Here is a 21,185-nt window from a genome sequence, read left to right as displayed (position 1 = left end):
CAGCAAAAGGGGCAACATGAGCCTGCAAGTGCATCTGATTTTTCTTTGTTGTGTGGCCCTGGCTACTGTTGCCCAGAGCCTCACCGGCTTTGCCTTCGGCCTGATCCTGATGGGCCTGGTCGCGTCCCTGCACATGGTGCCGCTCTCCGAGGTGGCGGTGGTGATCAGCATCCTCACCCTGGGTAATGCCATGGGGACGCTGGGCGGGCCGAAGCCGCAGCTGGACCGCGCGGTGCTGATGCCGGTGTTGCTCAGCAGTCTGCTCGGCGTCAGCCTGGGGGTGTGGGGGCTCGAGGCGTTGAGTGGTAGCCAGCTGACCTGGCTGCGCCTGCTGCTCGGCATATTGATCGTCGCGGCCAGCCTAATGCTGGTGGTGCAAAACAAACCGAAAAAACGCCTGTCCCGACAGCCTTCCTTCTGGCTGGCCGGCGGCCTGTGCGGACTGCTCAATGGCTTGTTCTCCAGCGGCGGGCCGCCGATTGTTTATCACCTGTATCGCCAGCCTCTGGGTTACGAAATCATCCGCAATACCCTGATCACGGTGTTTTCAGCGAACGCAGCGACGCGCCTTGGCCTGGTCGTCGCCCAAGGACAGATGCAAATGTCGACGTTGTTGTTGAGTGCCGAAGCGTTGCCGCTGGTGGTGCTGGTCAGTTGGCTGGTGCGCCGGTATCCGCCGAAGTTGTCGCCGCGCACCGTGCGATGGCTGGTCTTCGTGCTGATGGCGCTGGCGGGCGTCAGTTTGATCTGGGATTCAGTGCCGGGGCTGCTGGCCGCAACCTCGGCATGAATCCTGGTTGGACTTACTGATGCAGGATGAACGTCGCCAGGGTTTTCAGATCTTCCGGGCTTAGCTGTGCGAAAGGCGGCATGGGCATCTCCCCCCATTTGCCGGAACTGCCCTGTTGAATGCTCGCGGTAATCCGGGTCAGTGCCTGCGGGTCACTCCCGTACTTGGCCGCGACATCGTGATACGCCGGGCCTACTACCTTGTGATCAATCGCATGGCAGGCCAGGCACCCGTTGTTCTGCAGCAACGTCTTGGCGTCGACGTTGGCGACCGGTGCCGCCGAGGGCTGGGCCGCCGGCGGATTCGACGCCGTCTGCACCTCGGTGTCGCTGGCCTTGGCGCTGCCATACGTCACCGCAAGGTAGGCGCCGATCATGCTCACGTCCTGATCGCTGATCGGAGCGCCGTACACGTGTTGCATCTTGCTCGCCTCGGCAGTCCATTGTGCGAGGGTCATCCCGGGGGGCTGAAAGTTGATGTAATCGGCAGAGTGACAGGTGGAACATTTCTGCTGGGCCAATGCGTAGCCGGGCAGTTCACTGGGTTTGAATACGGCCGTTTCAGGCGGCAACTTGATCGCCAATGGCGCTGCACTGGCCAGGGTTGCCAGACACACTTGGGCGGCGCAGAGCAGGGTGGTCAAACGTTTCATGCGGGCCTCCTCAAGCGACGGTCAGGTGGTAGGTTTCTACGACGTGGCGGCGGTAGCCTCCGGGGTTCCAGTCGGCTTGCAGCGGTTGGGTCTCGCCGGCACTGTTACTGGCGCGCACCATCAACTGGTTGGCGCCCTTGCTGGAAAAAGTGATCGCCAGCGTCCACTCACGAAAGGAGAAACGGCCCAGGTCCTGCCCGAGTCGGGCTTCGCGCCAGCGCTGGCCACCGTCAATCGACACTTCCACCTTGTTGACCCCCACGCCGCCATCGAACGCTATGCCCTTGAGCTCCACGTTTTTCCCCAGCGGCAGAACGTCACCGTGCTGGACGCTGGTGACGAAGCTGCGCACCGGCAACCTGGATATCGGCAATGTTTTTGCCGCTGCGGTGCCAGGGGCGACGCAAAAGCAATCGTTGTCCGGTACGCGGTAACCCTTGGCCATGAAGAAGCCGTCAAACGTCGTGTCGACAACTTCGATCTCACTCAGGTGCTTGACCCAATACGTGCCGAAATAACCGGGTACCACCAAGCGTATCGGGTAGCCGTTGAGGAAGGGCAAATCAGTGCCGTTCATGGACCAGGCGATCATGGGTTCGCCATCCATGGCATGGCTGATGTCCAGAGCCTTGATGAACTCGGGGGTGCTCGGCAGGACTGGCTTGTCGAGCCCACGGAAGGTCACTTGCGCGGCGCCGGCCTTCACGCCGGCCTTTTCCAGCACCGTCTTCAGCGGCACGCCCACCCAGCGAGCATTGCCCATCGAACCGTTGCCCAATTGGGCACCGAACACGCGGGGCGAAAAATAGCCACGGCTGTTACCCGAGCATTGATTGACGGCTACGACCTCGACCGGTTCGGCAAGGGCTTTGAGCTCTGCAAGGGACAGTGACAGCGGCGTGTCGACCGAACCCTTGATCGCCAATCGATAGCTGTCCGGATCGATGCTCAGCGGAAAATTGGCCAGGTGGTAACGCACGAAAAAGGCGTCATTGGGCGTGATCGGCCCCTCGTTGAAAACAGGGAAGGGCGTCTCCAGGTGCGGCGGGCGGGTGGTCACCAGAGTCAACGGTCGTTTCTGCGGATATTGCACCAGCGGCCGCGGGCCGGCAGCAAAAGTCACTTCATCAGGGTTTGTATCGGTGGTTTCGGTGGCTGCCTTGGCCAGGCTCGCCAGCGGAGAGGCCGCCACTGCCAGGGTCAAGGCATCGCGTAGAACGCGTCGGCGGCTGGGATTGCTGTTTTCTACAAAATTGAACTTCATCCTGCACTCTCTTTGGTTTTATTAATGAGATGCAATTGACCGCTTCCCTTCAGGGCAGCGGAGCGTCGGGTCATTCCCCCTATTGGATATTCATCGGAATTTGAAATCAGGTAACCCGCGCAAGTTTAGGGAAGATCCCCCAGAAAGCTACCTTCGGGTCCCTGTGACTGAATGCATAGAGCCAGTTCATGCCCGGTTGCTGGTCCTCAGCGGCCTCGCTGTAAAAATGCCGGCGTTGGCGTTCGAAGATAATCCATCTGTCCGAACAGGCGCTGCACGGTCAACGTTTTTGCGCTGTCAGCGGGATCGGGTGAGGAGGCTGTATGGCCAATTACATGCTTCACTACGAAATATATTGCAACTTCCAGCCATAAAGAAAACAGGCAAGGATTAGCAAAGAACGGAGATGACTGTCACTATCGCCCGCCCTTCGAAATCCCATTGAGGCTCACCATAAGCGGCTCAAATACTGACATCTGGTTGAGTTTGCGAGCGCCGTTGCTGACAGCCTTTTTTCTCGAAATGACTGAGTTCTGATGCTAAATGAAATTACTCCTTCATCCCGCCAGAGTCGTCGCCTTGGTTTTCCTTGCCGCGATAATGGCGGGCACCGTGATTCTGATGCAGCCGGTATCCCAGGCCGAGGGTCTTGCCACTCCCTGGCTGACTGCGTTCTTTACGTCGGTGTCAGCTGTTTGCGTAACAGGGCTGGTAGTTGTTGATACGGGTACGTATTGGTCTACCTTTGGCCAGGCAGTGATCCTGGTACTTTTCCAGTTGGGTGGGTTCGGCATCATGACGGTGGCAACCTTGCTCGGCCTGATGGTCAATCGCAGCTTTCGTTTACGCTCCAAAATGGTCGCGCAATTGGAGTCACGATCCTTGGGACTGGGTGACATTGCCAGTGTGGCCAAGCTAGTGCTGGTGGTGACGTTCGCCTTGGAACTCATTACGACTTTATGGCTTGCATCAAGGTTACATTGGGCCTACGACCTACAGTGGTCCGATGCGGCATGGAGCGGTCTGTTCCACGCGGTATCGGCTTTCAATAACGCGGGTTTCTCTCTTTATCCCGATAGCCTGATGCGTTTTTCCTCGGATGCCTGGATCCTGTCGCCAATCATGGCTGCCATCATTATTGGCGGCATAGGCTTTCCCGTGTTGCATGACTTGCGCAACAGGTTCAACCACCCGCAACGGTGGTCTCTGCATACCAAACTGACCTTGTCTGGCACGGCAATCCTGCTACTTGGGGGGTGGGCCACGCTGCTGTTGTTCGAGTGGTCCAACCCGGGGACCCTCGGTCCGATGGCGGTAACGGATAAAATACTCTCGGCGTCATTCGCATCCGTTTCTGCACGCACCGCTGGATTCAACGCCATCGATATTGGCGCTTTGACTCGTGAAAGCTGGGCCGTGCATTACTTTCTAATGTTCGTCGGGGGCGGCAGCGCGGGAACGGCGGGCGGCGTCAAAGTGGGGACTGTCGCCATCCTTGCCTTGTTGGTCATTGCCGAAATTCGTGGACACACTGACACCGAGGCATTTGGCCGACGGGTCGGGGCCCAGGCTCAGCGTCAAGCGATCACGGTACTTGTTCTGGGCAGCGTCATGATTGTGCTGGCGACGCTCTTCATCTTGCGTGACACAAACATCCCCACCGACCAGGTGATCTTCGAGGTCATTTCAGCGTTTGGTACCGTCGGCTTGTCCACGGGTATCACCGCCGAACTCCCCACGTCGAGCCAGCTTGTGCTGACGGTGCTGATGTATGTCGGACGAGTCGGCACCATCACCCTGGCGGTGTCACTGGCGATGGGTGAACGTCGCATGCCCTACCGCTATCCAGAGGAGCAACCCATTGTTGGCTAAATTTCTGTTTACCGATCAGTTTGCCTATTCCAAGGGGGATAGCGTGGTCGTGATCGGCCTGGGCCGCTTTGGCGGTTCCGTGGCTCAGTCGCTGATGCGACTGGGTCACGATGTGATGGGTATCGATCGAGACGCTGCTCCTGTTCATGACTGGGCCGATTTATTGACTCATGCGGTACAGGCCGACTCCACCAACCTGATGGTCATGCGCCAATTGGGCGTTGCCGACTTTGCTCACGCCATTGTTGGGATAGGCACCGACATGGCGGCCAGTTTGCTGACCATCATGGCACTGACCGAACTGGGCATTCCCGATATCTGGGTCAAGGCACGGACTGCCGAGCATGGACAGATAGCCCAGCGTATCGGCGCTCATCATGTGGTCTACCCGGAGAAGGAAATGGGGGAGCGTGTAGCTCATCTAATTACCGGACGGATGATCGATTTCATCGAGTTCGACGACGGCTTTGCCATTGCCAAGATTCACTCCCCCTTGCCAAGCCACAACACCACGCTCGCTGACGCCCAAATCCGTGAGAAATTCGGTGTGACGGTCGTGGGGTTGAAACGCGCCAGTCAAGACTTCCAGCACGCCACCCCTAAAACCCTGATCTTGCCAGGTGATCTGCTCATTGTGTCCGGCCCAACCCACCTGATCCAGAAATTTGCCGGTGTCTCAACATGACCTGAGAGTGAACCTTACCCAACTCAGGATGCCGTTCACCGGGTCCAAAGTTCCCGAGTGAGAGGGGGCGGTTTTATACCAGCGAGCCGACCCTGGTCCTGGACGCGACGACGTCAGGCGGTGCGTGCGTTGGTACTGGCCTGCACCGGTATCTCTGTTCCCGCGTTGGCCATTTCCCAGGCATCACGGGGTTCGTCGAGGTCGCGGTTGAGGGTTTCCGGGGTCTTGAACGTGGCGTACAAGGTGATCAAAGTGAGCAGCGCCAGGTAGCAGGCAATGGGCAGCCAGGCGCCAACACCCGCAGCGGGGTCGCCGTCGTGGCTGGCCACCACCAGGGCGATGAGGCCGGCACCGATCATTGGCGCGATGCCCCCCGCGATCACCGCCGACACTTCACGGGCAATAGAAACCCCCATGTAGCGGTGACGCGAGCCGAACAGCTCGGGCAACAACGCTGCCTGGGTGCCGAACATGCCCCAGGTCCCGATGCCCAGTGCGATTGAAATCGCAATGATGCTCGCCACCACATTGCCCTGGCTGAGTACCCACCACACCGGGAACGCCAGTGCGAGCTGCACCAGCGCAAAGGCGCGATAGACCACCACTCGACCAAAGCGATCGCTGAGCTTGCCGGCAATCGGCACGGTCAGCGCGCCGAGGCTGGCGGCGCAGATCAGCGTCAGCACACCCACCGGTCCTTGCAGGCCGACCACTCCCACGATGTAGCTCACCGCCAGGGCCTGGTAAATCGATGAACCGCCGTTTTCCCCGAGGCGCAGACCGATGCCGATCAACAAGGTGGGCCTGGAGTGTTTCATCGCACTTTTCAGCGGGTTGTCGCAGACGCGCTTGAGCGCCTTGAGGCGGATGAAGGTCGGCGATTCCTTGAGCGACAGACGCATGTACAGGCCCAGTGCAACGATCACCACGCTGCTGAAGAACGGTACACGCCATAGCCCGCTTTCGATCACATTGTCATTGCCGCTCACCACCAGGAAATACACCAGCGCCGCGAGGATGGTGCCCAACTGGATACCGAGGAACGGCAGGGCCGCGTAGAAACCACGCCGGCCTTCGGGCGCGTACTCGGTCATCATCACGGCGGCGCCAGCCTGTTCGGCACCCGCGCCCAGCCCCTGGAGCAGACGCAGGATCACCAGCATCACCGGTGCCCAATAACCCACTTGATGGAAGGTGGGCAGTGCACCGATGAGCGTGCTGGAAATGCCCATCAACAACACCGTCGACGCGAGCACGAACTTGCGTCCGACGCGGTCACCGATCATGCCGAACAGCACGCCGCCCAATGGCCGTATCGCAAAGCCCAGGAAGTAGGTGCCGAAACTGGCGATCAGGCTCATGGCCCGGGTCTGTTCGGGAAAGAACAGCGGCCCGAAAATCAACGCCGCCGCCAGGGTGTACAGCGCAAAGTCGTAGTACTCCAGGGCACTGCCCAGAGAGCAGGCCCAGGCGGCGCGGTGCAGGTCTTTCTTGCGCTCTGGCGCGTCGGGGATCAAGGCGATGTCGGGTGCTGGATGATCGTGAGTCATGGGGTGCCTCCAGGTGCCTTTATGGCATCTTGTTATTGACGGGTAGTTGGATGGCTTACAACTTCAACCGCTGTATTTCCTGGAGCATGGCCTGCTCCATGATGTCGATGGGTGCCTCTTTTCCGGTGTACAACTCGATTTGTCGACACGCCTGGTGCACCAACATGCGGGTGCCGGCCACGGTGCGACAGCCCAGTGCTTTGGCTTGCAGCAGCAGCGCGGTCTGCACCGGCATGAACGCCACATCCATCACGATCAGGTGACTGGCCAGGCGGCCGTCCAGCGGGTTGCTGTCCGGCTGCTTGAAACCCACGGACGTCGCGTTGATGACGATGTCGAACGTCCCGGCTGTGAACGCCTCGACCTGGCCGCCCCAGCGAGCGCCCAGCTCCTCCGCCAAAGCAGCACCCCGTTCGATGCTGCGGTTGAACACCGTGACCTCGGCCGCTGCTTGCAAACAACCGTAAACCACCGCACGCGCCGCGCCGCCGGCACCGATCACGGCAACACGCTGGCCCTTGAGCTCGGTGACTTCCTCCAGGGCGCGGATGGCGCCCAGGTAATCGGTGTTGTAGCCGGTGAGCACGCCGTCGACATTGTCGATGGTGTTGACCGCGCCGATTACCTGGGCCGATTCGTCGATGGCATCCAGATGCGCGATCACCGCCGTTTTGTAAGGCATGGAAACGTTCATGCCGCGCACGCCCAGGGCGCGAATCGCGGCCACGGCGGCCACCGGGTCTTTGACGCCAAAACAGACGAAGGTGTAGTCCAGGCCCAGCGCCGCGTAAGCCGCGTTGTGGATCTTTGCCGAGAGCGAAAACGGCGACCCCATGATGGAGCCGCAGAGGGTTGGCAGGGAGTGAGGCATGCTGGAGTCCTTGGCGTGAGAGTTAGACGACGCTGGTCAAGCCACCATCGACGAAAAGGGTCTGGCCGTTTACGAAGTCGGACGCTGAAGAAGCGAGAAAAACAGCGGCGCCGCACAGTTCTTCGACACGGCCCCAGCGCCCGGCGGGGGTGCGTTTCACCAGCCATTCGCAGAAGGCCGGGTCGTCGACCAGTGCCTGGTTCAGCTCGGTCTGGAAATAGCCGGGGGCCAGGGCGTTGATCTGCAGGCCATGGCCGGCCCAGTCGGCACACATGCCACGGGTGAGCATGCGCACAGCGCCCTTGCTGGCGGCATAGGGCGAAATGGAAGGGCGGGCCAGCTCGCTTTGCACCGAGCCGATGTTGATGATCTTGCCGCGTCGGCGAGCGATCATGTGCCGGGCCACTGCCTTGGACACGTTGAATACGCCGTCGAGGTTGGTGCTCATCAGCCGGTGCCAGTCTTCGGCACTGACGTCCTGGAGTGCCTGACGATGTTGCAACCCGGCGTTGTTGATCAGGATGTCGATGGCCCCCAGGCGGTTTTCCAGCGCTTCGATGGCGGTGGCGACGGCCTGGTGGTCGGTCACATCGAACACCGAGTAATCGACATCCAGGCCCTCATCGCGCAGCAACGCGCAAGCACCTTGGGCGCGTTCGGCATCGCGGCCATTGAGCACCACTTGGGCGCCAGCCTGTGCCAGCCCACGAGCCAGGGCCAGGCCAATGCCGCGTACCGAACCGGTGATCAGCGCTCGATGTCCGTTCAGACGAAAGCTGTCGATCATGGGTGTCTCCCTTTTCTGAATAAATGAATGGGCAATGGAGCCACTTTCAACCGCTATCGCGCTGACACGCCAATCGTTTATGGTGATGCCGTGATCACCCCTCGTGATCACCAGGAAGCGGTACGCAACGGGAGGAAGCATGGAGCTCAAGCATTTACGGGCGTTTTCGGTCTTGGCTGAGGAGCTGCACTTCGGCCGTGCGGCGGCGCGGCTGCACATCGTCCAGCCGGCCTTGAGTGCGCAGATCCGTGCGCTGGAAGACGATGTTGGTGCGCAGTTGTTCGAGCGTGACCGGCACGGGGTCGAGTTGACCGAGGAGGGCGCGCTGTTCCTGCCCGAAGCCCTCGCAACGTTGCGCCAGGCCGGGCGCGCCCGCGAGGTGTTACAGCAAGCCGCGGCCGGGGAGGTCGGGGTGTTACGCCTGGCGTTTGTGTCGTCGACGCTGTCGCATTTGTTGCCGATGCTCGTGCGCACCCTGGAGGAGCGCTATCCGCGCATCGAACTGGAACTCAAGGACATGCCTTCACTGCCTCAGGCCCGGGCGTTGCTGGATAATGCCCTGGACTTTGGCCTGGTTCGCTTGCCGCTGAACGTGCCCGGCGTGCACACCCGCATGCTCTTCGAAGAATCCCTGGTGGTGGCGCTGCCGCAAGACAACCCGCTGTGCGCCAAGCGTCGCATACAGCCCCAGGACCTGGCCGAATGCCCGGTGCTGGTACTGGCGCGCAAGTTCGCCCCCGGTCTGTACGACCAGATGCTGGCCGGTTTTCAACGACGCAAGATCACCCTGACGATCGCCCGGGAAATGGGCGAGTTCACGACGCAACTGGCCTTGGTGGCGGCCGGCCTCGGCATCGGCATCCTGCCCAGCGGTGCCGCATCGGCGCTCCCGGACGGCGTCGTGACGCGCCCCTTGGCACTGGCCATGAGCGGCGCCGGCATCGGCGTGGCCTGGACCGGCCTGGAAAACCCTCGCAAGCGTGCGCTGATGCAGGTGCTTGATGAGCTCTATCCAGTGAAGGGTAATGACGTCAGTTAGGGCAACGGTGGCAGGTTCAGAGGTGATTCATTCAGTCAGACTGGTCCAGGCAAACTGCCTGTTCACTTGAGCGGTACGCATACATTTGTGGTGAGGGGATTTATCCCCGTTGGGCTGCGCAGCAGCCCCAAAAGCTGCAACAGAGGTGTATCAGGTACACCGCGTGCGATGGTTTTACGACTGCTGCGCAGCCGAACGGGGATAAATCCCCTCGCCACAGAATTTCGCTCGCCTATCCCCTCACCACAGGATTTCGCTCGCCTGATTTAAGTGAACAACAAGCCCGGCCACTGCGCCGGGCTTGTTCGGTGGGCTAAGGGACTGCTCATTTTCTTGCAAGTCTTGATATCCCACAATATGGGTTTGCAAGTCACATATTGAACTAAGCCCGCCTCTGGTTTATGGTCAGCCGTAACCCAGTGACCCGACACCAGTCGGGCACCGAGAATAAAGACAATAAGAGGAATTCCCCCATGACTGGTCCTTCACTGGACGTCCGTCTGCATGCCAGCACCATGAAGAAGCTCAACCTGAAGCTGATTCCGTTCCTGATGCTGCTGTACATGGTGGCTTACATCGACAAGTCGAACATTTCGGTGGCGGCGTTGACGATGAATGCCGACCTTGGCCTCAGCCTGCGCATGTACGGACTCGGCGTCGGACTGTTCTTCCTCACCTACATCCTGTTTGAAGTGCCGAGCAGCCTGATCCTGACCAAGGTCGGTGCGCGTCGCTGGATTGCGCGGATCATGATCACCTGGGGCATCATTGCCGCCGGCATGAGCCTGATCCAGAGCGCCAACCAGCTGTATGTCATGCGCTTGCTGCTGGGCGCCGCTGAAGCCGGTTTTACCCCCGGGATCATCTACTACCTGTCGCAATGGTTTCCCCGCAGCGACCGCGCCAGGGCCATGTCGTGGTTCTACATTGGCGCGGCATTGGCGTCGGTGATTGGTCTGCCGATGTCCGGCGCCCTGTTGCATCTGGACGGCGTGTTGGGAGTCAACGGCTGGCGCTGGCTGTTCCTGCTCGAAGGCATTCCGGCGGTGGTGCTGGGTGTCGTGGTGTTGCGCTACATGCCTGACTCGCCGACCACCACCCACTGGCTGGACAGCGCGCAGAAAGCCTGGCTCAGCCGCACGTTGCAGGCCGAACAGGCGACCACGGTGATCTCTCACAAAGATGCCTGGCACGTGGCCTTCCGCAGCCGTCAGGTGTGGTTGCTGAGCCTGTTCTGGTTGATGCAAGCGTTCGGGACCATCGGCGTGACGCTGTTCCTGCCGCTGATCGTGCAGTCGGTCTCGAAACAGGGTTCGTTCGTCGTCAGCCTGTTGTCGGCGATGCCGTTTTTCCTGGCCTGCGTGTTCATGTACATCAACGGTCGTCATTCCGATCGAACCGGCGAGCGAGGCTGGCACCTGGGTGGGCCGCTGTTGCTGGCCGGGGTCATGCTCGGCCTGGCAGTGTTTACCGGCAACCAGTGGCTGGCGTACGTGCTGCTGGTGGTGGCGGTCGGTCTGAACTGGGCGGCGACGCCCGTGTTCTGGGCCACGACCACCGAATACCTGTCCGGCCCGGCCGCCGCCGTGTCGATTGCCTTGATCAACTCCATCGCCAACCTTGCCGGCCTCGGCTTGCCGCCGGTCATGGGTTGGATCAAAGACGCCACCCACAGCTACGACTACGCCTTGCTGATGGTGGCGGCCGCGCTGATTGCAGGCGGTGTGCTGGGCCTTTATCTGGGCGGTCAACGCATCCGCAAAATCACTACCGTTTCTGTCCAGGGGGGCATCGATGAAACCAACCGTGCTTAAAGTCGCGCGTCTGCCAGACATGCTCAGCGAGCGACTGTATGCCGACTATGACGTGCTGGAAGGCAGTGAAAGCGGCGAAGAACTGGAGGCGGACAAAGTCCGGGGTATCCGCGCCTTGATCGCCAATGGCGAGTCGCGGGTGCAGGCCGGTTTGATCGAGCGCCTGCCGGATCTGCAAGTGATCGTCGTGTTTGGTGTCGGCTATGACGGCATCGATGTCGAGGCTGCCCGGGCCCGTGGCATTACCGTGACCCACACCCCCGATGTGCTCACCGACGACGTCGCCGATTTCGCCATGACCTTGATGCTGGGCACTGCCCGTCGTATTGCCCTGGCCGATCGCTTTGTGCGTGAGGGCCGCTGGCAACAGGGACCTTTTGCCTTCACGCGCAAGGTCAGCGGCAAGCGACTGGGCATTGTTGGACTGGGTCGGATAGGCCTGGCAATTGCCCGGCGCGCCGCCTCTTTCGACATGCACATCAGCTACCACGGTCGACGTCCGCAGGCGGTGGATTATCCGTACTACGCGTCGGTCACCGAACTGGCTGCAGCGGTGGATTTTTTGCTGATCGCCGTAGGAGGAGGGCGCTCGACTCATCATCTGATCGATGCCGGTGTGCTCGATGCCCTGGGCAGTCAAGGCATCCTCATCAACGTCGGGCGCGGCAGTGTGGTCGATGAAGCGGCGCTGGCACAGGCGTTGGCCGAAGGGCGTCTGTTGGGTGCCGGACTGGACGTGTTCGAAGACGAGCCGAGGCCACACGCCGGTTTGCTGGACCTGGACAACGTCCTGCTCGCGCCGCATATGGCCAGTGCCACCTGGGATACGCGGCGGGCGATGTCGGAGTTGACCCTGGCCAACCTGGCCGCGCACTTTGCCGGTGAGCCGCTGCCGACGCCGATACCGGACTGATCGGTTGAGGTGACCGCCCATACGGTCACCTCAACCCTTTGTCTTTACCGAGTGCCTGTTTTTTGCGTCTTCATCAGCTGTTGTTCGATCGCCTTACCCAATTCAACTGTGTTGCCGGTGCCCCCCAGATCGCGGGTCAAAGGCGCATTTTTCGGTCCCTCGGCCAGCACGGCCTCGATCGCTGCAACCACCGCAGCAGCCGCGTCAGCGTGCCCCAGGTGTTCGAGCATCATGGCGCCACACCAGATCTGTCCCACCGGATTGGCGATGCCTTTTCCAGCGATATCGGGCGCGGAACCATGCACGGGTTCAAACAGGCTGGGGAAATGCCGTTCCGGGTTGATGTTGGCAGACGGCGCTATGCCGATGGTGCCGGTGCAGGCGGGACCCAGATCGGACAGAATGTCGCCGAACAGGTTGCTCGCCACCACAACGTCGAACCAATCCGGGTGCAGGACGAAGTTCGCGGTGAGAATGTCGATGTGATACTTGTCGACGTTGACGTCGGGATACTGCTTGCCCATCTCGGCGACGCGCTCGTCCCAGTAGGGCATGGTAATCGCGATGCCGTTGGACTTGGTGGCAGAGGTCAGGTGCTTCTTCGGACGGCTTTGCGCCAGGTTGTAGGCAAACTTCAAAATACGGTCGACGCCCACGCGGGTCATGACGGTCTCCTGCATGACGATCTCGCGGTCGGTGCCGGGAAACATCTTGCCGCCTACGCTGGAGTACTCGCCTTCGGTGTTCTCTCGTACCACCCAGAAATCGATGTCGCCCGGCTTGCGATCAGCCAGCGGTGCTTTGACGCCGGGCATCAGGCGGCAGGGACGCAGGTTGACGTACTGATCGAACTCGCGACGAAACTGCAACAGCGAATCCCACAATGAAATGTGATCGGGGACAACGTCCGGCCAACCTACCGCGCCGAAGTAGATCGCGTCGTACTGTTTGAGAGTCTCGAACCAGTCATCCGGCATCATTTTGCCGTGGGCCAGATAGTAGTCGGCGCTGGCGAAGTCGAACCAGTCCCACTGCAGTGCGATATCGAATTCATTGGCCGCTGCCTGGATGACGCGCACGCCCTCGGGCATCACTTCCTTGCCGATTCCGTCGCCAGGAATGACCGCGATTTTGTAGGGGGAGGCAGGCATAAAAATACTCCGGTGATTGAAAGGGTCAGGCATATGCTGAATGCCTCGAAAGTCCTGTCAGGTGCTGATACGTGCGCCAGAGCAGGACAATGGGAATGACGATGGTGCAAGTGATCAGCAGCAGGGCGTAGCGCAACGATTCGTCGCCGAACATTGGCATCAGGGCATCACTGAGCAAACCGGTTGCCAGTGGACCAATCCCCACACCACACAAGGTCGAGATAATGGTTTGCAGCGCCACGGCCGTCGCTCGGCGATGCGCGGGCACCAACTGGGTCAACAGCGAGAACGAAGGCCCTACCCACCACACTGAGAAGAAACTCGCCAGCGCACACCAGAGCATGGCACTGGGCACCGGCACCACGCCCACCTGCAAGAGAATGTCCTGCGGCCAGAGCAGGTAGGTCAGCAACGCACAACTGCCGAGTACATGGCCGATCACCGGAATGCCGATCTGCCAATGGGCGTTCTTCACGGCCAGTCGGTCGGTCAGCCACCCGCTGAACAAGGCGCCGAGCCCGGCAAAGGTACCGCCCACCAGACCCGCCAGGATACCCGCGTACTGCAAGGGCAGGTCATGGGAGCGCACCAGGAAACTGGCGTTCCACATGGCATAAGCGTAGGCGCTGAACGTGGTGAGGCCGCAAGAAAGCGCCAGGCAACGATAAGCCGGTTGGGACAGCAGTTCACGGGCGCTGCCGAGCAGGCTTTGCACCGGGTGTGCAGCGTGTGCGTGGCTCAGGTCAAAACGTCCCCGTGGCGGGTCGCGCATCACAAAGGCGAACACGGCACTGATCACCAGGGCGGGCACGGCGACGGCGAAAAACGCGCTGCGCCAGCCATACTCGTCCACCACCCAGGCGCCGACGCTCAGACCGATAATCGTCGAAAACGTCGGCGCAGCGGTGTAGCAACTGATGGCAAACGAACGCCGGTGAGGCGGGTAAATGTCGGCGATGATCGACATGGAGGTCGAGGTGCTGGGCGACTCGAACACCGCCACAGCCATGCGCGCGATCACCAGCATCGTGAAGCTGGTGGACAGGCCGCAAGTCACTGTGGCCAGCGCCCACAAAGCGCACGATATCGCCAGCAAGCGCGTGCGCGGCCAGTGATCAGCCAGGCGCCCGGCAGGCAGGCCCAGCAACACATAAACCGCTGCGAAGGCCAGGCCGGAGACCAGGCCCATGGCCGTATCGCTGGCGCCGAATTCTTGTTTGATCGGTTCGATCATCACGGCAATGATCTGTCGCCCGACAAAGCTGTCGGCGTACATCATCGCGAGCAGAAACAGCAGACCATGGCTGCGCCAGCCAATGGGTTGAAGGTGCGTACTGCTCATGGATGACTCCTGGTCAAACCGTGATCCCGGTCAAAGACCCAGGGTGTACCCGGGCCCTGTTGTGCGTTCAGGCGCTGGCTTTGCGTTGCCTGGCCAACGTCATGGCGGTGTCTTCGATCATGTCTTCCTGGCCACCAACCATGCCGCGCCGGCCCATCTCGACCAGAATCTCGCGCGCCGATACGCCGTATTTTTTCTCGGCGCGCTTGGCGAACAGCAGGAACGAGCCATAGACACCGGCATAGCCCATGGTCAGGGCATCGCGATCACTGCGGATCGGGAAGTCCATGATCGGCACCACCAGATCCTCGGCAACGTCCTGGATACCGAAGACACTGACCCCTGTTTCGATACCCATGCGGTCGCACACAGCAACCAGCACTTCCATCGGTGTATTGCCCGCGCCAGCACCCAGCCCCGCGCAGGCGGCATCGATGCGGGTGGCGCCCGCAGCAATCGCCGCTATCGAGTTGGATACACCCATCGACAGGTTGTGGTGGCCATGGAAGCCGATTTCAGTCTCGGGCTTCAGTGCGGCGCGCAGTGCTGCCACGCGTGCGCTGACATCATGGGGCAGCAGGTAGCCCGCCGAATCGGTGATATAGATGCAGTTGGCGCCGTAGCTTTCCATCAGCTTGCCTTGGCTGGCCAGGCCTTGCGGGCTGTTCATATGGGCCATCATCAGAAAGCCCACGGTGTCCATGCCCAGCGTACGGGCCGCTGCAATGTGCTGCTCGGAGACATCCGCTTCGGTGCAGTGGGTGGCGACGCGAATGGTGTTGACGCCCAGTTCGTACGCCATCTGCAAATGATCGACCGTGCCGATACCCGGCAACAGCAGCGCCGACACCTTGGCCTTTTTCATCAGCGGGATCACCGCCGACAAATATTCCTCGTCACTGTGCGCCGGAAAACCATAGTTCACCGAGCTGCCGCCCAGGCCATCGCCATGGGTGACTTCGATCAAGGGCACGCCAGCGGCGTCCAGGCCGCAGGCAATGTCTTTCATTTGCTGCAAGGTGATTTGGTGGCGTTTGGGGTGCATGCCGTCACGCAGGCACATGTCGTGGACGGTGATGGATTTGCCTTGAAGGTCCATGGCGCGCTCCTTAGACGATGGCAGGTTGTGGGGTGCTGGAGGCGCGCAGTGTCAGCGCGCCCTTGAGCATTTCTTCGGCAAACATCTCGGCGGTGCGCGCGGCGGCGGCAGTCATGATGTCGAGGTTGCCGGCATAGGTAGGCAGGTAGTCACCCAGGCCTTCGACTTCCATGAAAATCGACACCCGATTGCCATCGAAGACCGGGCCGTTGACCAGTCTGTATCCGGGCACATAACGCTGGACCTCGAGGATCATGGCGGCGATCGAGGCGCTGATGGCGGCCTGGTCGGGCTCGGTTTCGGTCAGGCAATGCACGGTGTCGCGCATGATCAGCGGCGGCTCGGCGGGGTTGACGATGATGATCGCCTTGCCTTTTTTCGCACCGCCGACCTGTTCCACGGCGGCGGCCGTGGTGCGGGTGAATTCATCGATGTTCTTGCGGGTGCCCGGGCCCACGGATTTCGAGGCTGCGGTGGCGATGATTTCGGCATAGGCCACCGGTTGCACGCGGGACACGGCGGCGACCAGTGGAATGGTCGCCTGCCCGCCACAGGTGACCATGTTGACGTTCATCGCGCCGAGGCCGAGGTTGTGCTTGAGATTGACCGGGGGCACGCAGTAGGGGCCGATGGCCGCCGGCGTCAGGTCGATCATCAATACGCCGAGGGCGTTGAGCTTGCGGCTGTTCTCGGCATGCACATAGGCTGACGTCGCATCGAAAGCGATCTGGATACCGTCTTCCAGCACATGCGGCAGCAAGCCGTCGACGCCGTCGCTGGTGGTCTTCAGACCCATCGCCGCAGCGCGGGCCAGGCCCTCGGACGTGGCATCGATACCCACCATCCAGACCGGCTCCAGTACGTCGCTGCGCTTGAGCTTGTACAGCAGGTCGGTGCCGATGTTGCCAGGCCCGATGAGGGCGCATTTGATCTTTTTGCTCATGGCATTGTTCTCGATCAGAAGAAGGAAGGTCGGCGATTCAAGGCACGAAATTCAGGTGCATCTCGCCCAGGCCACTCAGTGACAGGCTGATGAAGTCGCCCGGAGCGACCGGCACCAGCGGCGCCAATGCACCGGACAGAATGATTTCGCCTTTGCGAAACGGGATACCCAGCTTGCCCAGGGTGTTGGCCAGCCAGGCTACGGCGGCGCAAGGGTGGCCTTGCACTGCCGAGCCCAGGCCGCTGCCCACGTGCTGGCCGTTCTTGAACATCTCCAATTGCACCTTGGCCAGGTCCAGGTCGCGAGGATTGACGCGCTGCTGGCCGAGGGCGAACACGCCACAGGAGGCGTTGTCGGCAACGGTGTCCTGAATGCGGATTTGCCAGTTTTCGATCCGCGAATCGACAATCTCGAAGCACGGCAGGACCCACTCGCTGGCCGACAGTACATCGTCGGCGCTGATGTCGGTGCCTTGCAGGTCTTCACCGAGGACAAACGCAATCTCGCCTTCGGCCCGCGGTTGCACCAGACGGTGAGCGGCAAAACTGATGTCGCTGCCGTCAGGGACCTGCATACGGTCGGTGAGAAAGCCAAAATCCGGTTGATGGACATCCAGCATTTCTTGCACGGCGCGGCTGGTCACGCCGATCTTCTTGCCGATCACCTGCTCGCCCAAGGCTTCGCGCCGGGCCAGAAAACGCAGGGAAATGCGGTAGGCCTCATCAAGGCTGATGGCCGGGTAACGCTGGGTCAGCGGCGTCAGGCTCTGACGGGTGTGGAGGGCGTTGAACAGTTCGTCGCCCAGGGATTCAATCAGGTGCGCATCCATAAAGAGGTCGCTCGGTGGCAAGTGAACGAAACGCCGGACCACGTGCAGCGCGTCCGGCAACAAGGCCTCAACCCGGCCAGACGCTGGAATCGGCACCGCCATCGACATCAATGATTTTGCCGGTCACCCAGGCCGAGGCGGGGCAGGCCAGATAGAGGGCGGCGGCCGCGATATCCTCCGGTTGGCCCAGGCACTTGAGCGGGGTATTGGCTTCCATCGTGCTGCGCATGGCATCGGGCATGACCCCGGCCAGGGCGTCGGTGAGAATCGGGCCAGGCGCTACCGCATTGACCCGAATCTGCGGCGCGAACTCTTGAGCCAGCAGGCGCGTCAGGTGGGTCAGGGCGGCCTTGGCTGTGCCATAAGCGCTGAAATGGCGCTGGGCATAACGAGCAGCGACCGAGGTGATGTTGATGATGTTGCCGCCCCCGGCTTCGCGCATCAGCGGGACACACTGCTGCGCCAGGGCGTAAGCGGCGGTGACGTTGAAGTTCATCACCCGCTCGAACGCTTCCGGGGTCATTGTCAGCGGGTCGTTCGGGCCACCGCCGCCGGCGTTGTTGACCAGGTGGGTAATGCGCCCCATCTGTTCGCGGGCGTGGCTGACCAGCGCGATGCGCTGCTCGCTGTCGGTGACATCGCAACTCAAGGCCAGGGCGCGACGCCCTCGGCTGCGCACGGCTTCAGCGACCTCCTCGATGTCCGCCAGCGAGCGGGCGCTACAGACCACATCAGCCCCGGCATCGGCGTAGGCCAGGGCAATGGCGCGGCCTATGCCGCGACCGCTTCCGGTGACAATGGCGACGCTGCCGGCGAGGTTGAAGCGTTGCAGAATGCTCATGGCTGTCCTTATTGTTTTAATGGGGCTGTCGGTGTCTCAAGCGTTGCGGCGAGGTGCCCTCAGCGCGGCCCCCACAGGTCCGGCAAGCCAGGGTCGGACGTGGCGATCAGACGCTTGAGCAACACCTTGAGGGCCTGGGCATCACCGGCACCCAGGCGTGCGGAAATATCTTCCTCGACGGCTTTGGCCAGGGCGACTTCCTGCAGCGATGCCTCACGCCCGTCGGCCGTCAGCACATAGCGCACCTGGTCGCCGCCAGGTTCACGGGCCACCAGGTTCTGGCGTTCCAGAAAGCGCATGCTCGAAGCGCTGACCACATGACCGGTGTAGCCGACGAAGGTGTTGATTTCGTCCAGGGTCAGGTTGTCGCGAATACACAGGGTCGAGAGGATGAAGAACGCATGCTCGTCGAGCTGTTGGTTCTTCAGCAGCAGCCGCAAGGCGAAGAGCATCTGATAGTGCGCGCGGCCCAGCAGGTAGCCGAGCAAGTCCTCGGTGTAGCTGCATTCGGGCGGTGGCGGGGTGGTTGCCAGACGCAATTCACTGCGTGGCTTACGCATCGCCAGGGCGTACTGGCCGCTCTGGAAGGCCAGCGGCGCGCGGTCGGTGTGATCGAAAGCGAGCACTTCACCGACAAAGATCACATGGTCGCCGCCTTCATACTGGAAGGCCGTGCGGCATTGAAAGCGCGCCGTGCAGTCCTGCAGCAGGGGGGCTCCACTGATCCCTGTGTCGAGCTGGATTTCGCCAAACTTGTCTTCACCCTGACGGGCAAAGCGGCCGGACAATGACTCTTGCTCGGTCGACAGAACGTGCACGTTCCAGTGGCGACCGCTGCTGAAGATCGGCAGACTGCGGGCATTCTTGGACAGGCTCCAGAGCACCAGCGGCGGGTTGAGCGAGACCGAGTTGAAACTGTTGGCGGTGATGCCAACCGGCGAGCCGTCTTCGGCCTGGGTGGTGACAATCGTCACTCCCGTGGTGAAGGTGCCGAGGGCGGCGCGAAACGCTTGAGGGTCGAAACTGCCGGGCGTTGCCATGATGGGCCTCATGGAATGAGTGTGCGTGCCGGCAGTATTCCCGGTGAAACAGGGCCCTGCATCGTCTCAACGGACTAACGTTTTTGGCCCACTCGTCCACTTGGACGAGGCGGCTGGCGAGGGCTGGGGCTAGTTTGCGGCTAGGGGCGTTGTCCAATGACGGCCATGGTGGGCACAGAGGGGTAGCGCTGGCCCTTGTACAGTTGAGGAGGCACCAATGAGTTGTGCAATTTCCAGCGTCGACGGTCTGTCGGCCTTGTTGCTTGAACAAAAAGCCGCGTTCAACGCCCAGGGTGCCGTCAGCGCGCCACAGCGGCGCGAGCGCATTCAGCGAGTGATCGACCTGCTGGTGGCGCACCACCGCGCACTCGCCGAGGCCATGGATGCCGATTTCGGCGGTCGCCCAAAAGGCTTCTCGCTCATGAATGACGTGCTGGGCTCCCTGGGCTCGCTCAAACATGCGCGTGACCACCTCGAAGGCTGGATGCAGGATGAGCCACGGTCAGTCTTCAGTCCTTACGATCAGCTCGGCGCCGAGGCCTGGGTGAGGTATCAACCCAAGGGCTCGGTCGGCATTCTGGGCACCTGGAACGCGCCGTTGTACACCTTGCTCAGCCCCCTGGCTTCGGCGCTGGCGGCGGGTAACCGGGCGATCCTCAAGCCTTCGGAAGTGGTGCCGCGTACCGCCGCGCTGGTAGCACAGCTATTTAGTGAATTGTTCGACCCGCTCGAAGTGGCCGTGGTCACCGGCGGCCCGGATCTGGCCCAGGCCTTCACGGCGCAACCGTTCGACCATCTGGTGTTTACCGGCAGCTCGGCAGTGGGCAAATCGGTGATGCGTAACGCCGCCGAAAACCTGGTGCCCGTCACGCTGGAACTGGGCGGCAAGTCGCCGGTCATCGTCGCGCGCAGCGCCGACCTGCAGATCGCAGCCTTTCGGATTGCCTTGTCCAAGACCACCAACAGCGGTCAGGTCTGCATCAACCCGGATCTGGTCTACGTGCCACGTGAGCAACTGGAGGGTTTTCTGGATGCCTTCGCCGGCGCTTACCGCGAATTCGTCCCTGAAGTGAGCGACAACCCGGATGTGGTGGCGGTGGTCAACGGCCACCATCTGGCCCGTGTTGAAAACCTGGTCCAGCAAGCCCTTCAGGCCGGGGCCCGAGTGGTGAGCTTGCCTCACGCTCAACCGGCCGATTCACATAACCGCCGTCGTCCGCTGCAACTGGTGATCGACCCGCCCCAGGACAGCCTGATCATGCACGAAGAAATCTTCGGTCCGGCGATGGTGGTGCTGCCCTACGACGACGTCGATCAGGTCATTACCCATATCAACAGCCGCCCGCGACCCCTGGCCCTGTATTACTTCGGCAACGACGCCGGGGAGCAGGAGCATGTGCTGGCGCACACCTTGTCGGGCGGCGTCACCCTCAACGACGTGATGATGCACGCCGCTTTGCATGACGCGCCCTTCGGCGGTATCGGGGCGTCGGGCATGGGCCATTATCACGGCCGCGAAGGCTTCATCGAGTTCAGCCATCTGCGCTCGGTACTCAAGGCACCCGAACACGATCCGCGCCGCGAATGGGGTTTGCTGCCTCCTTACAGTGAGCACTTTCTCGCGGCGATGGTGGAGCAGATTACGGCGGATTGACCGCAATTGCCTCCGTGAAATCAGTCATCGAAGTCAATCATCCGAATTG

General features: G+C 61.4%; 19 protein-coding genes. 7 read left to right on the top strand and 12 right to left on the bottom strand.

The window, feature by feature from the left end; translation table 11 throughout:
• The first annotated feature begins 16 nt into the window (after window positions 1–16).
• Entirely contained in the window at window positions 17–790 is a 774-nt protein-coding gene (locus H7698_RS00405) for a TSUP family transporter (protein ID WP_162440485.1), read from the top strand.
• Window positions 791–803: 13 nt separating this feature from the next.
• Here the strand turns inward: H7698_RS00405 and sorB are convergent, their stop codons facing one another.
• Together sorB and sorA are read right to left on the bottom strand one after the other, a co-directional pair.
• A complete protein-coding gene (gene sorB / locus H7698_RS00400; protein ID WP_162440484.1) occupies window positions 804–1,442 on the bottom strand; it encodes a SorB family sulfite dehydrogenase c-type cytochrome subunit in 639 nt (212 codons plus the stop codon).
• Between the two features lie 10 nt (window positions 1,443–1,452).
• Window positions 1,453–2,706 (bottom strand): SorA family sulfite dehydrogenase catalytic subunit, encoded by a 1,254-nt coding sequence (gene sorA, locus H7698_RS00395; RefSeq protein WP_194690328.1) that lies wholly within the window; start codon window positions 2,704–2,706, stop codon window positions 1,453–1,455.
• Between the two features lie 543 nt (window positions 2,707–3,249).
• Here sorA and H7698_RS00390 point away from each other — a divergent pair.
• Complete coding sequence (locus tag H7698_RS00390) at window positions 3,250–4,578, top strand: TrkH family potassium uptake protein (protein ID WP_194690327.1); 1,329 nt, start codon at window positions 3,250–3,252, stop codon at window positions 4,576–4,578.
• The gene (locus tag H7698_RS00385) at window positions 4,568–5,263 is read left to right on the top strand and encodes a potassium channel family protein (RefSeq protein ID WP_208525557.1); all 696 of its coding nucleotides are present in this window, start codon (window positions 4,568–4,570) and stop codon (window positions 5,261–5,263) included. The genes H7698_RS00390 and H7698_RS00385 overlap by 11 nt, the downstream gene beginning before the upstream one ends.
• Before the next feature lie 113 nt (window positions 5,264–5,376).
• Here the strand turns inward: H7698_RS00385 and H7698_RS00380 are convergent, their stop codons facing one another.
• From H7698_RS00380 to H7698_RS00370, 3 genes are read right to left on the bottom strand one after another with little or no spacing between them, the layout of a single operon-like run.
• Complete coding sequence (locus H7698_RS00380; RefSeq protein ID WP_194690326.1) at window positions 5,377–6,813, bottom strand: MFS transporter; 1,437 nt, start codon at window positions 6,811–6,813, stop codon at window positions 5,377–5,379.
• Between the two features lie 55 nt (window positions 6,814–6,868).
• Window positions 6,869–7,684, bottom strand: a complete 816-nt coding sequence (gene aroE, locus H7698_RS00375; RefSeq protein ID WP_194690325.1) for a shikimate dehydrogenase — start codon at window positions 7,682–7,684, stop codon at window positions 6,869–6,871.
• Between the two features lie 22 nt (window positions 7,685–7,706).
• Window positions 7,707–8,471, bottom strand: a complete 765-nt coding sequence (locus tag H7698_RS00370) for an SDR family oxidoreductase (RefSeq protein WP_194690324.1) — start codon at window positions 8,469–8,471, stop codon at window positions 7,707–7,709.
• A gap of 139 nt (window positions 8,472–8,610) precedes the next feature.
• On the opposite strand from H7698_RS00370, the gene H7698_RS00365 reads away from it, so the two are divergent.
• The 3 genes from H7698_RS00365 to H7698_RS00355 all read left to right on the top strand — a co-directional run bounded on the left by H7698_RS00365 (window position 8,611) and on the right by H7698_RS00355 (window position 12,237).
• Entirely contained in the window at window positions 8,611–9,510 is a 900-nt protein-coding gene (locus H7698_RS00365) for a LysR family transcriptional regulator (RefSeq protein WP_194690323.1), read from the top strand.
• A 473-nt stretch (window positions 9,511–9,983) separates the two neighbouring features.
• Window positions 9,984–11,324, top strand: a complete 1,341-nt coding sequence (locus H7698_RS00360; protein WP_194690322.1) for an MFS transporter — start codon at window positions 9,984–9,986, stop codon at window positions 11,322–11,324.
• Window positions 11,305–12,237, top strand: a complete 933-nt coding sequence (locus tag H7698_RS00355) for a 2-hydroxyacid dehydrogenase (protein ID WP_194690321.1) — start codon at window positions 11,305–11,307, stop codon at window positions 12,235–12,237. Before H7698_RS00360 ends, H7698_RS00355 begins: the two co-directional genes overlap by 20 nt.
• Before the next feature lie 44 nt (window positions 12,238–12,281).
• Here the strand turns inward: H7698_RS00355 and H7698_RS00350 are convergent, their stop codons facing one another.
• The 7 genes from H7698_RS00350 to H7698_RS00320 all read right to left on the bottom strand — a co-directional run bounded on the left by H7698_RS00350 (window position 12,282) and on the right by H7698_RS00320 (window position 19,482).
• A complete protein-coding gene (locus tag H7698_RS00350; RefSeq protein WP_194690320.1) occupies window positions 12,282–13,388 on the bottom strand; it encodes a tartrate dehydrogenase in 1,107 nt (368 codons plus the stop codon).
• Between the two features lie 25 nt (window positions 13,389–13,413).
• On the bottom strand, window positions 13,414–14,730 hold the full coding sequence (locus tag H7698_RS00345) for a spinster family MFS transporter (RefSeq protein ID WP_194690319.1): 1,317 nt from the start codon (window positions 14,728–14,730) through the stop codon (window positions 13,414–13,416).
• 67 nt (window positions 14,731–14,797) lie between these two features.
• The gene (gene dmpG, locus H7698_RS00340; RefSeq protein WP_194690318.1) at window positions 14,798–15,829 is read right to left on the bottom strand and encodes a 4-hydroxy-2-oxovalerate aldolase; all 1,032 of its coding nucleotides are present in this window, start codon (window positions 15,827–15,829) and stop codon (window positions 14,798–14,800) included.
• 10 nt (window positions 15,830–15,839) lie between these two features.
• Window positions 15,840–16,772: an acetaldehyde dehydrogenase (acetylating) gene (locus H7698_RS00335; RefSeq protein ID WP_194690317.1), complete on the bottom strand. Its 933-nt coding sequence runs from the start codon at window positions 16,770–16,772 to the stop codon at window positions 15,840–15,842.
• 37 nt (window positions 16,773–16,809) lie between these two features.
• On the bottom strand, window positions 16,810–17,601 hold the full coding sequence (locus H7698_RS00330; RefSeq protein WP_194690761.1) for a fumarylacetoacetate hydrolase family protein: 792 nt from the start codon (window positions 17,599–17,601) through the stop codon (window positions 16,810–16,812).
• A 67-nt stretch (window positions 17,602–17,668) separates the two neighbouring features.
• Window positions 17,669–18,442 carry a glucose 1-dehydrogenase gene (locus tag H7698_RS00325; protein WP_194690316.1) on the bottom strand — a complete coding sequence of 258 codons (774 nt, stop codon included), beginning with the start codon at window positions 18,440–18,442 and terminating at the stop codon, window positions 17,669–17,671.
• Between the two features lie 59 nt (window positions 18,443–18,501).
• The gene (locus H7698_RS00320) at window positions 18,502–19,482 is read right to left on the bottom strand and encodes a flavin reductase (RefSeq protein WP_194690315.1); all 981 of its coding nucleotides are present in this window, start codon (window positions 19,480–19,482) and stop codon (window positions 18,502–18,504) included.
• A 217-nt stretch (window positions 19,483–19,699) separates the two neighbouring features.
• On the opposite strand from H7698_RS00320, the gene H7698_RS00315 reads away from it, so the two are divergent.
• Window positions 19,700–21,136 carry a coniferyl aldehyde dehydrogenase gene (locus H7698_RS00315; RefSeq protein ID WP_194690314.1) on the top strand — a complete coding sequence of 479 codons (1,437 nt, stop codon included), beginning with the start codon at window positions 19,700–19,702 and terminating at the stop codon, window positions 21,134–21,136.
• Window positions 21,137–21,185 lie beyond the last annotated feature (49 nt).

Origin of the sequence: Pseudomonas sp. p50(2008), assembly GCF_015351605.1 — a bacterium.
Classification (GTDB): Bacteria; Pseudomonadota; Gammaproteobacteria; order Pseudomonadales; family Pseudomonadaceae; genus Aquipseudomonas.
This window is presented reverse-complemented; position numbering and strand designations above follow the sequence as displayed.

What these genes read in the sequence shown, in the direction of transcription:
- H7698_RS00365 (WP_194690323.1), top strand. Translation starts at nt 8,611, where the DNA reads ATGGAGCTCAAGCATTTACGGGCGTTTTCGGTCTTGGCTGAGGAGCTG.
- sorB (WP_162440484.1), bottom strand. Translation starts at nt 1,442, where the DNA reads ATGAAACGTTTGACCACCCTGCTCTGCGCCGCCCAAGTGTGTCTGGCA.
- H7698_RS00370 (WP_194690324.1), bottom strand. Translation starts at nt 8,471, where the DNA reads ATGATCGACAGCTTTCGTCTGAACGGACATCGAGCGCTGATCACCGGT.
- aroE (WP_194690325.1), bottom strand. Translation starts at nt 7,684, where the DNA reads ATGCCTCACTCCCTGCCAACCCTCTGCGGCTCCATCATGGGGTCGCCG.
- H7698_RS00315 (WP_194690314.1), top strand. Translation starts at nt 19,700, where the DNA reads ATGAGTTGTGCAATTTCCAGCGTCGACGGTCTGTCGGCCTTGTTGCTT.
- H7698_RS00345 (WP_194690319.1), bottom strand. Translation starts at nt 14,730, where the DNA reads ATGAGCAGTACGCACCTTCAACCCATTGGCTGGCGCAGCCATGGTCTG.
- H7698_RS00390 (WP_194690327.1), top strand. Translation starts at nt 3,250, where the DNA reads ATGAAATTACTCCTTCATCCCGCCAGAGTCGTCGCCTTGGTTTTCCTT.
- H7698_RS00320 (WP_194690315.1), bottom strand. Translation starts at nt 19,482, where the DNA reads ATGGCAACGCCCGGCAGTTTCGACCCTCAAGCGTTTCGCGCCGCCCTC.
- H7698_RS00380 (WP_194690326.1), bottom strand. Translation starts at nt 6,813, where the DNA reads ATGACTCACGATCATCCAGCACCCGACATCGCCTTGATCCCCGACGCG.
- H7698_RS00350 (WP_194690320.1), bottom strand. Translation starts at nt 13,388, where the DNA reads ATGCCTGCCTCCCCCTACAAAATCGCGGTCATTCCTGGCGACGGAATC.
- dmpG (WP_194690318.1), bottom strand. Translation starts at nt 15,829, where the DNA reads ATGGACCTTCAAGGCAAATCCATCACCGTCCACGACATGTGCCTGCGT.
- H7698_RS00355 (WP_194690321.1), top strand. Translation starts at nt 11,305, where the DNA reads ATGAAACCAACCGTGCTTAAAGTCGCGCGTCTGCCAGACATGCTCAGC.
- sorA (WP_194690328.1), bottom strand. Translation starts at nt 2,706, where the DNA reads ATGAAGTTCAATTTTGTAGAAAACAGCAATCCCAGCCGCCGACGCGTT.
- H7698_RS00330 (WP_194690761.1), bottom strand. Translation starts at nt 17,601, where the DNA reads ATGGATGCGCACCTGATTGAATCCCTGGGCGACGAACTGTTCAACGCC.
- H7698_RS00325 (WP_194690316.1), bottom strand. Translation starts at nt 18,442, where the DNA reads ATGAGCATTCTGCAACGCTTCAACCTCGCCGGCAGCGTCGCCATTGTC.
- H7698_RS00360 (WP_194690322.1), top strand. Translation starts at nt 9,984, where the DNA reads ATGACTGGTCCTTCACTGGACGTCCGTCTGCATGCCAGCACCATGAAG.
- H7698_RS00405 (WP_162440485.1), top strand. Translation starts at nt 17, where the DNA reads ATGAGCCTGCAAGTGCATCTGATTTTTCTTTGTTGTGTGGCCCTGGCT.
- H7698_RS00335 (WP_194690317.1), bottom strand. Translation starts at nt 16,772, where the DNA reads ATGAGCAAAAAGATCAAATGCGCCCTCATCGGGCCTGGCAACATCGGC.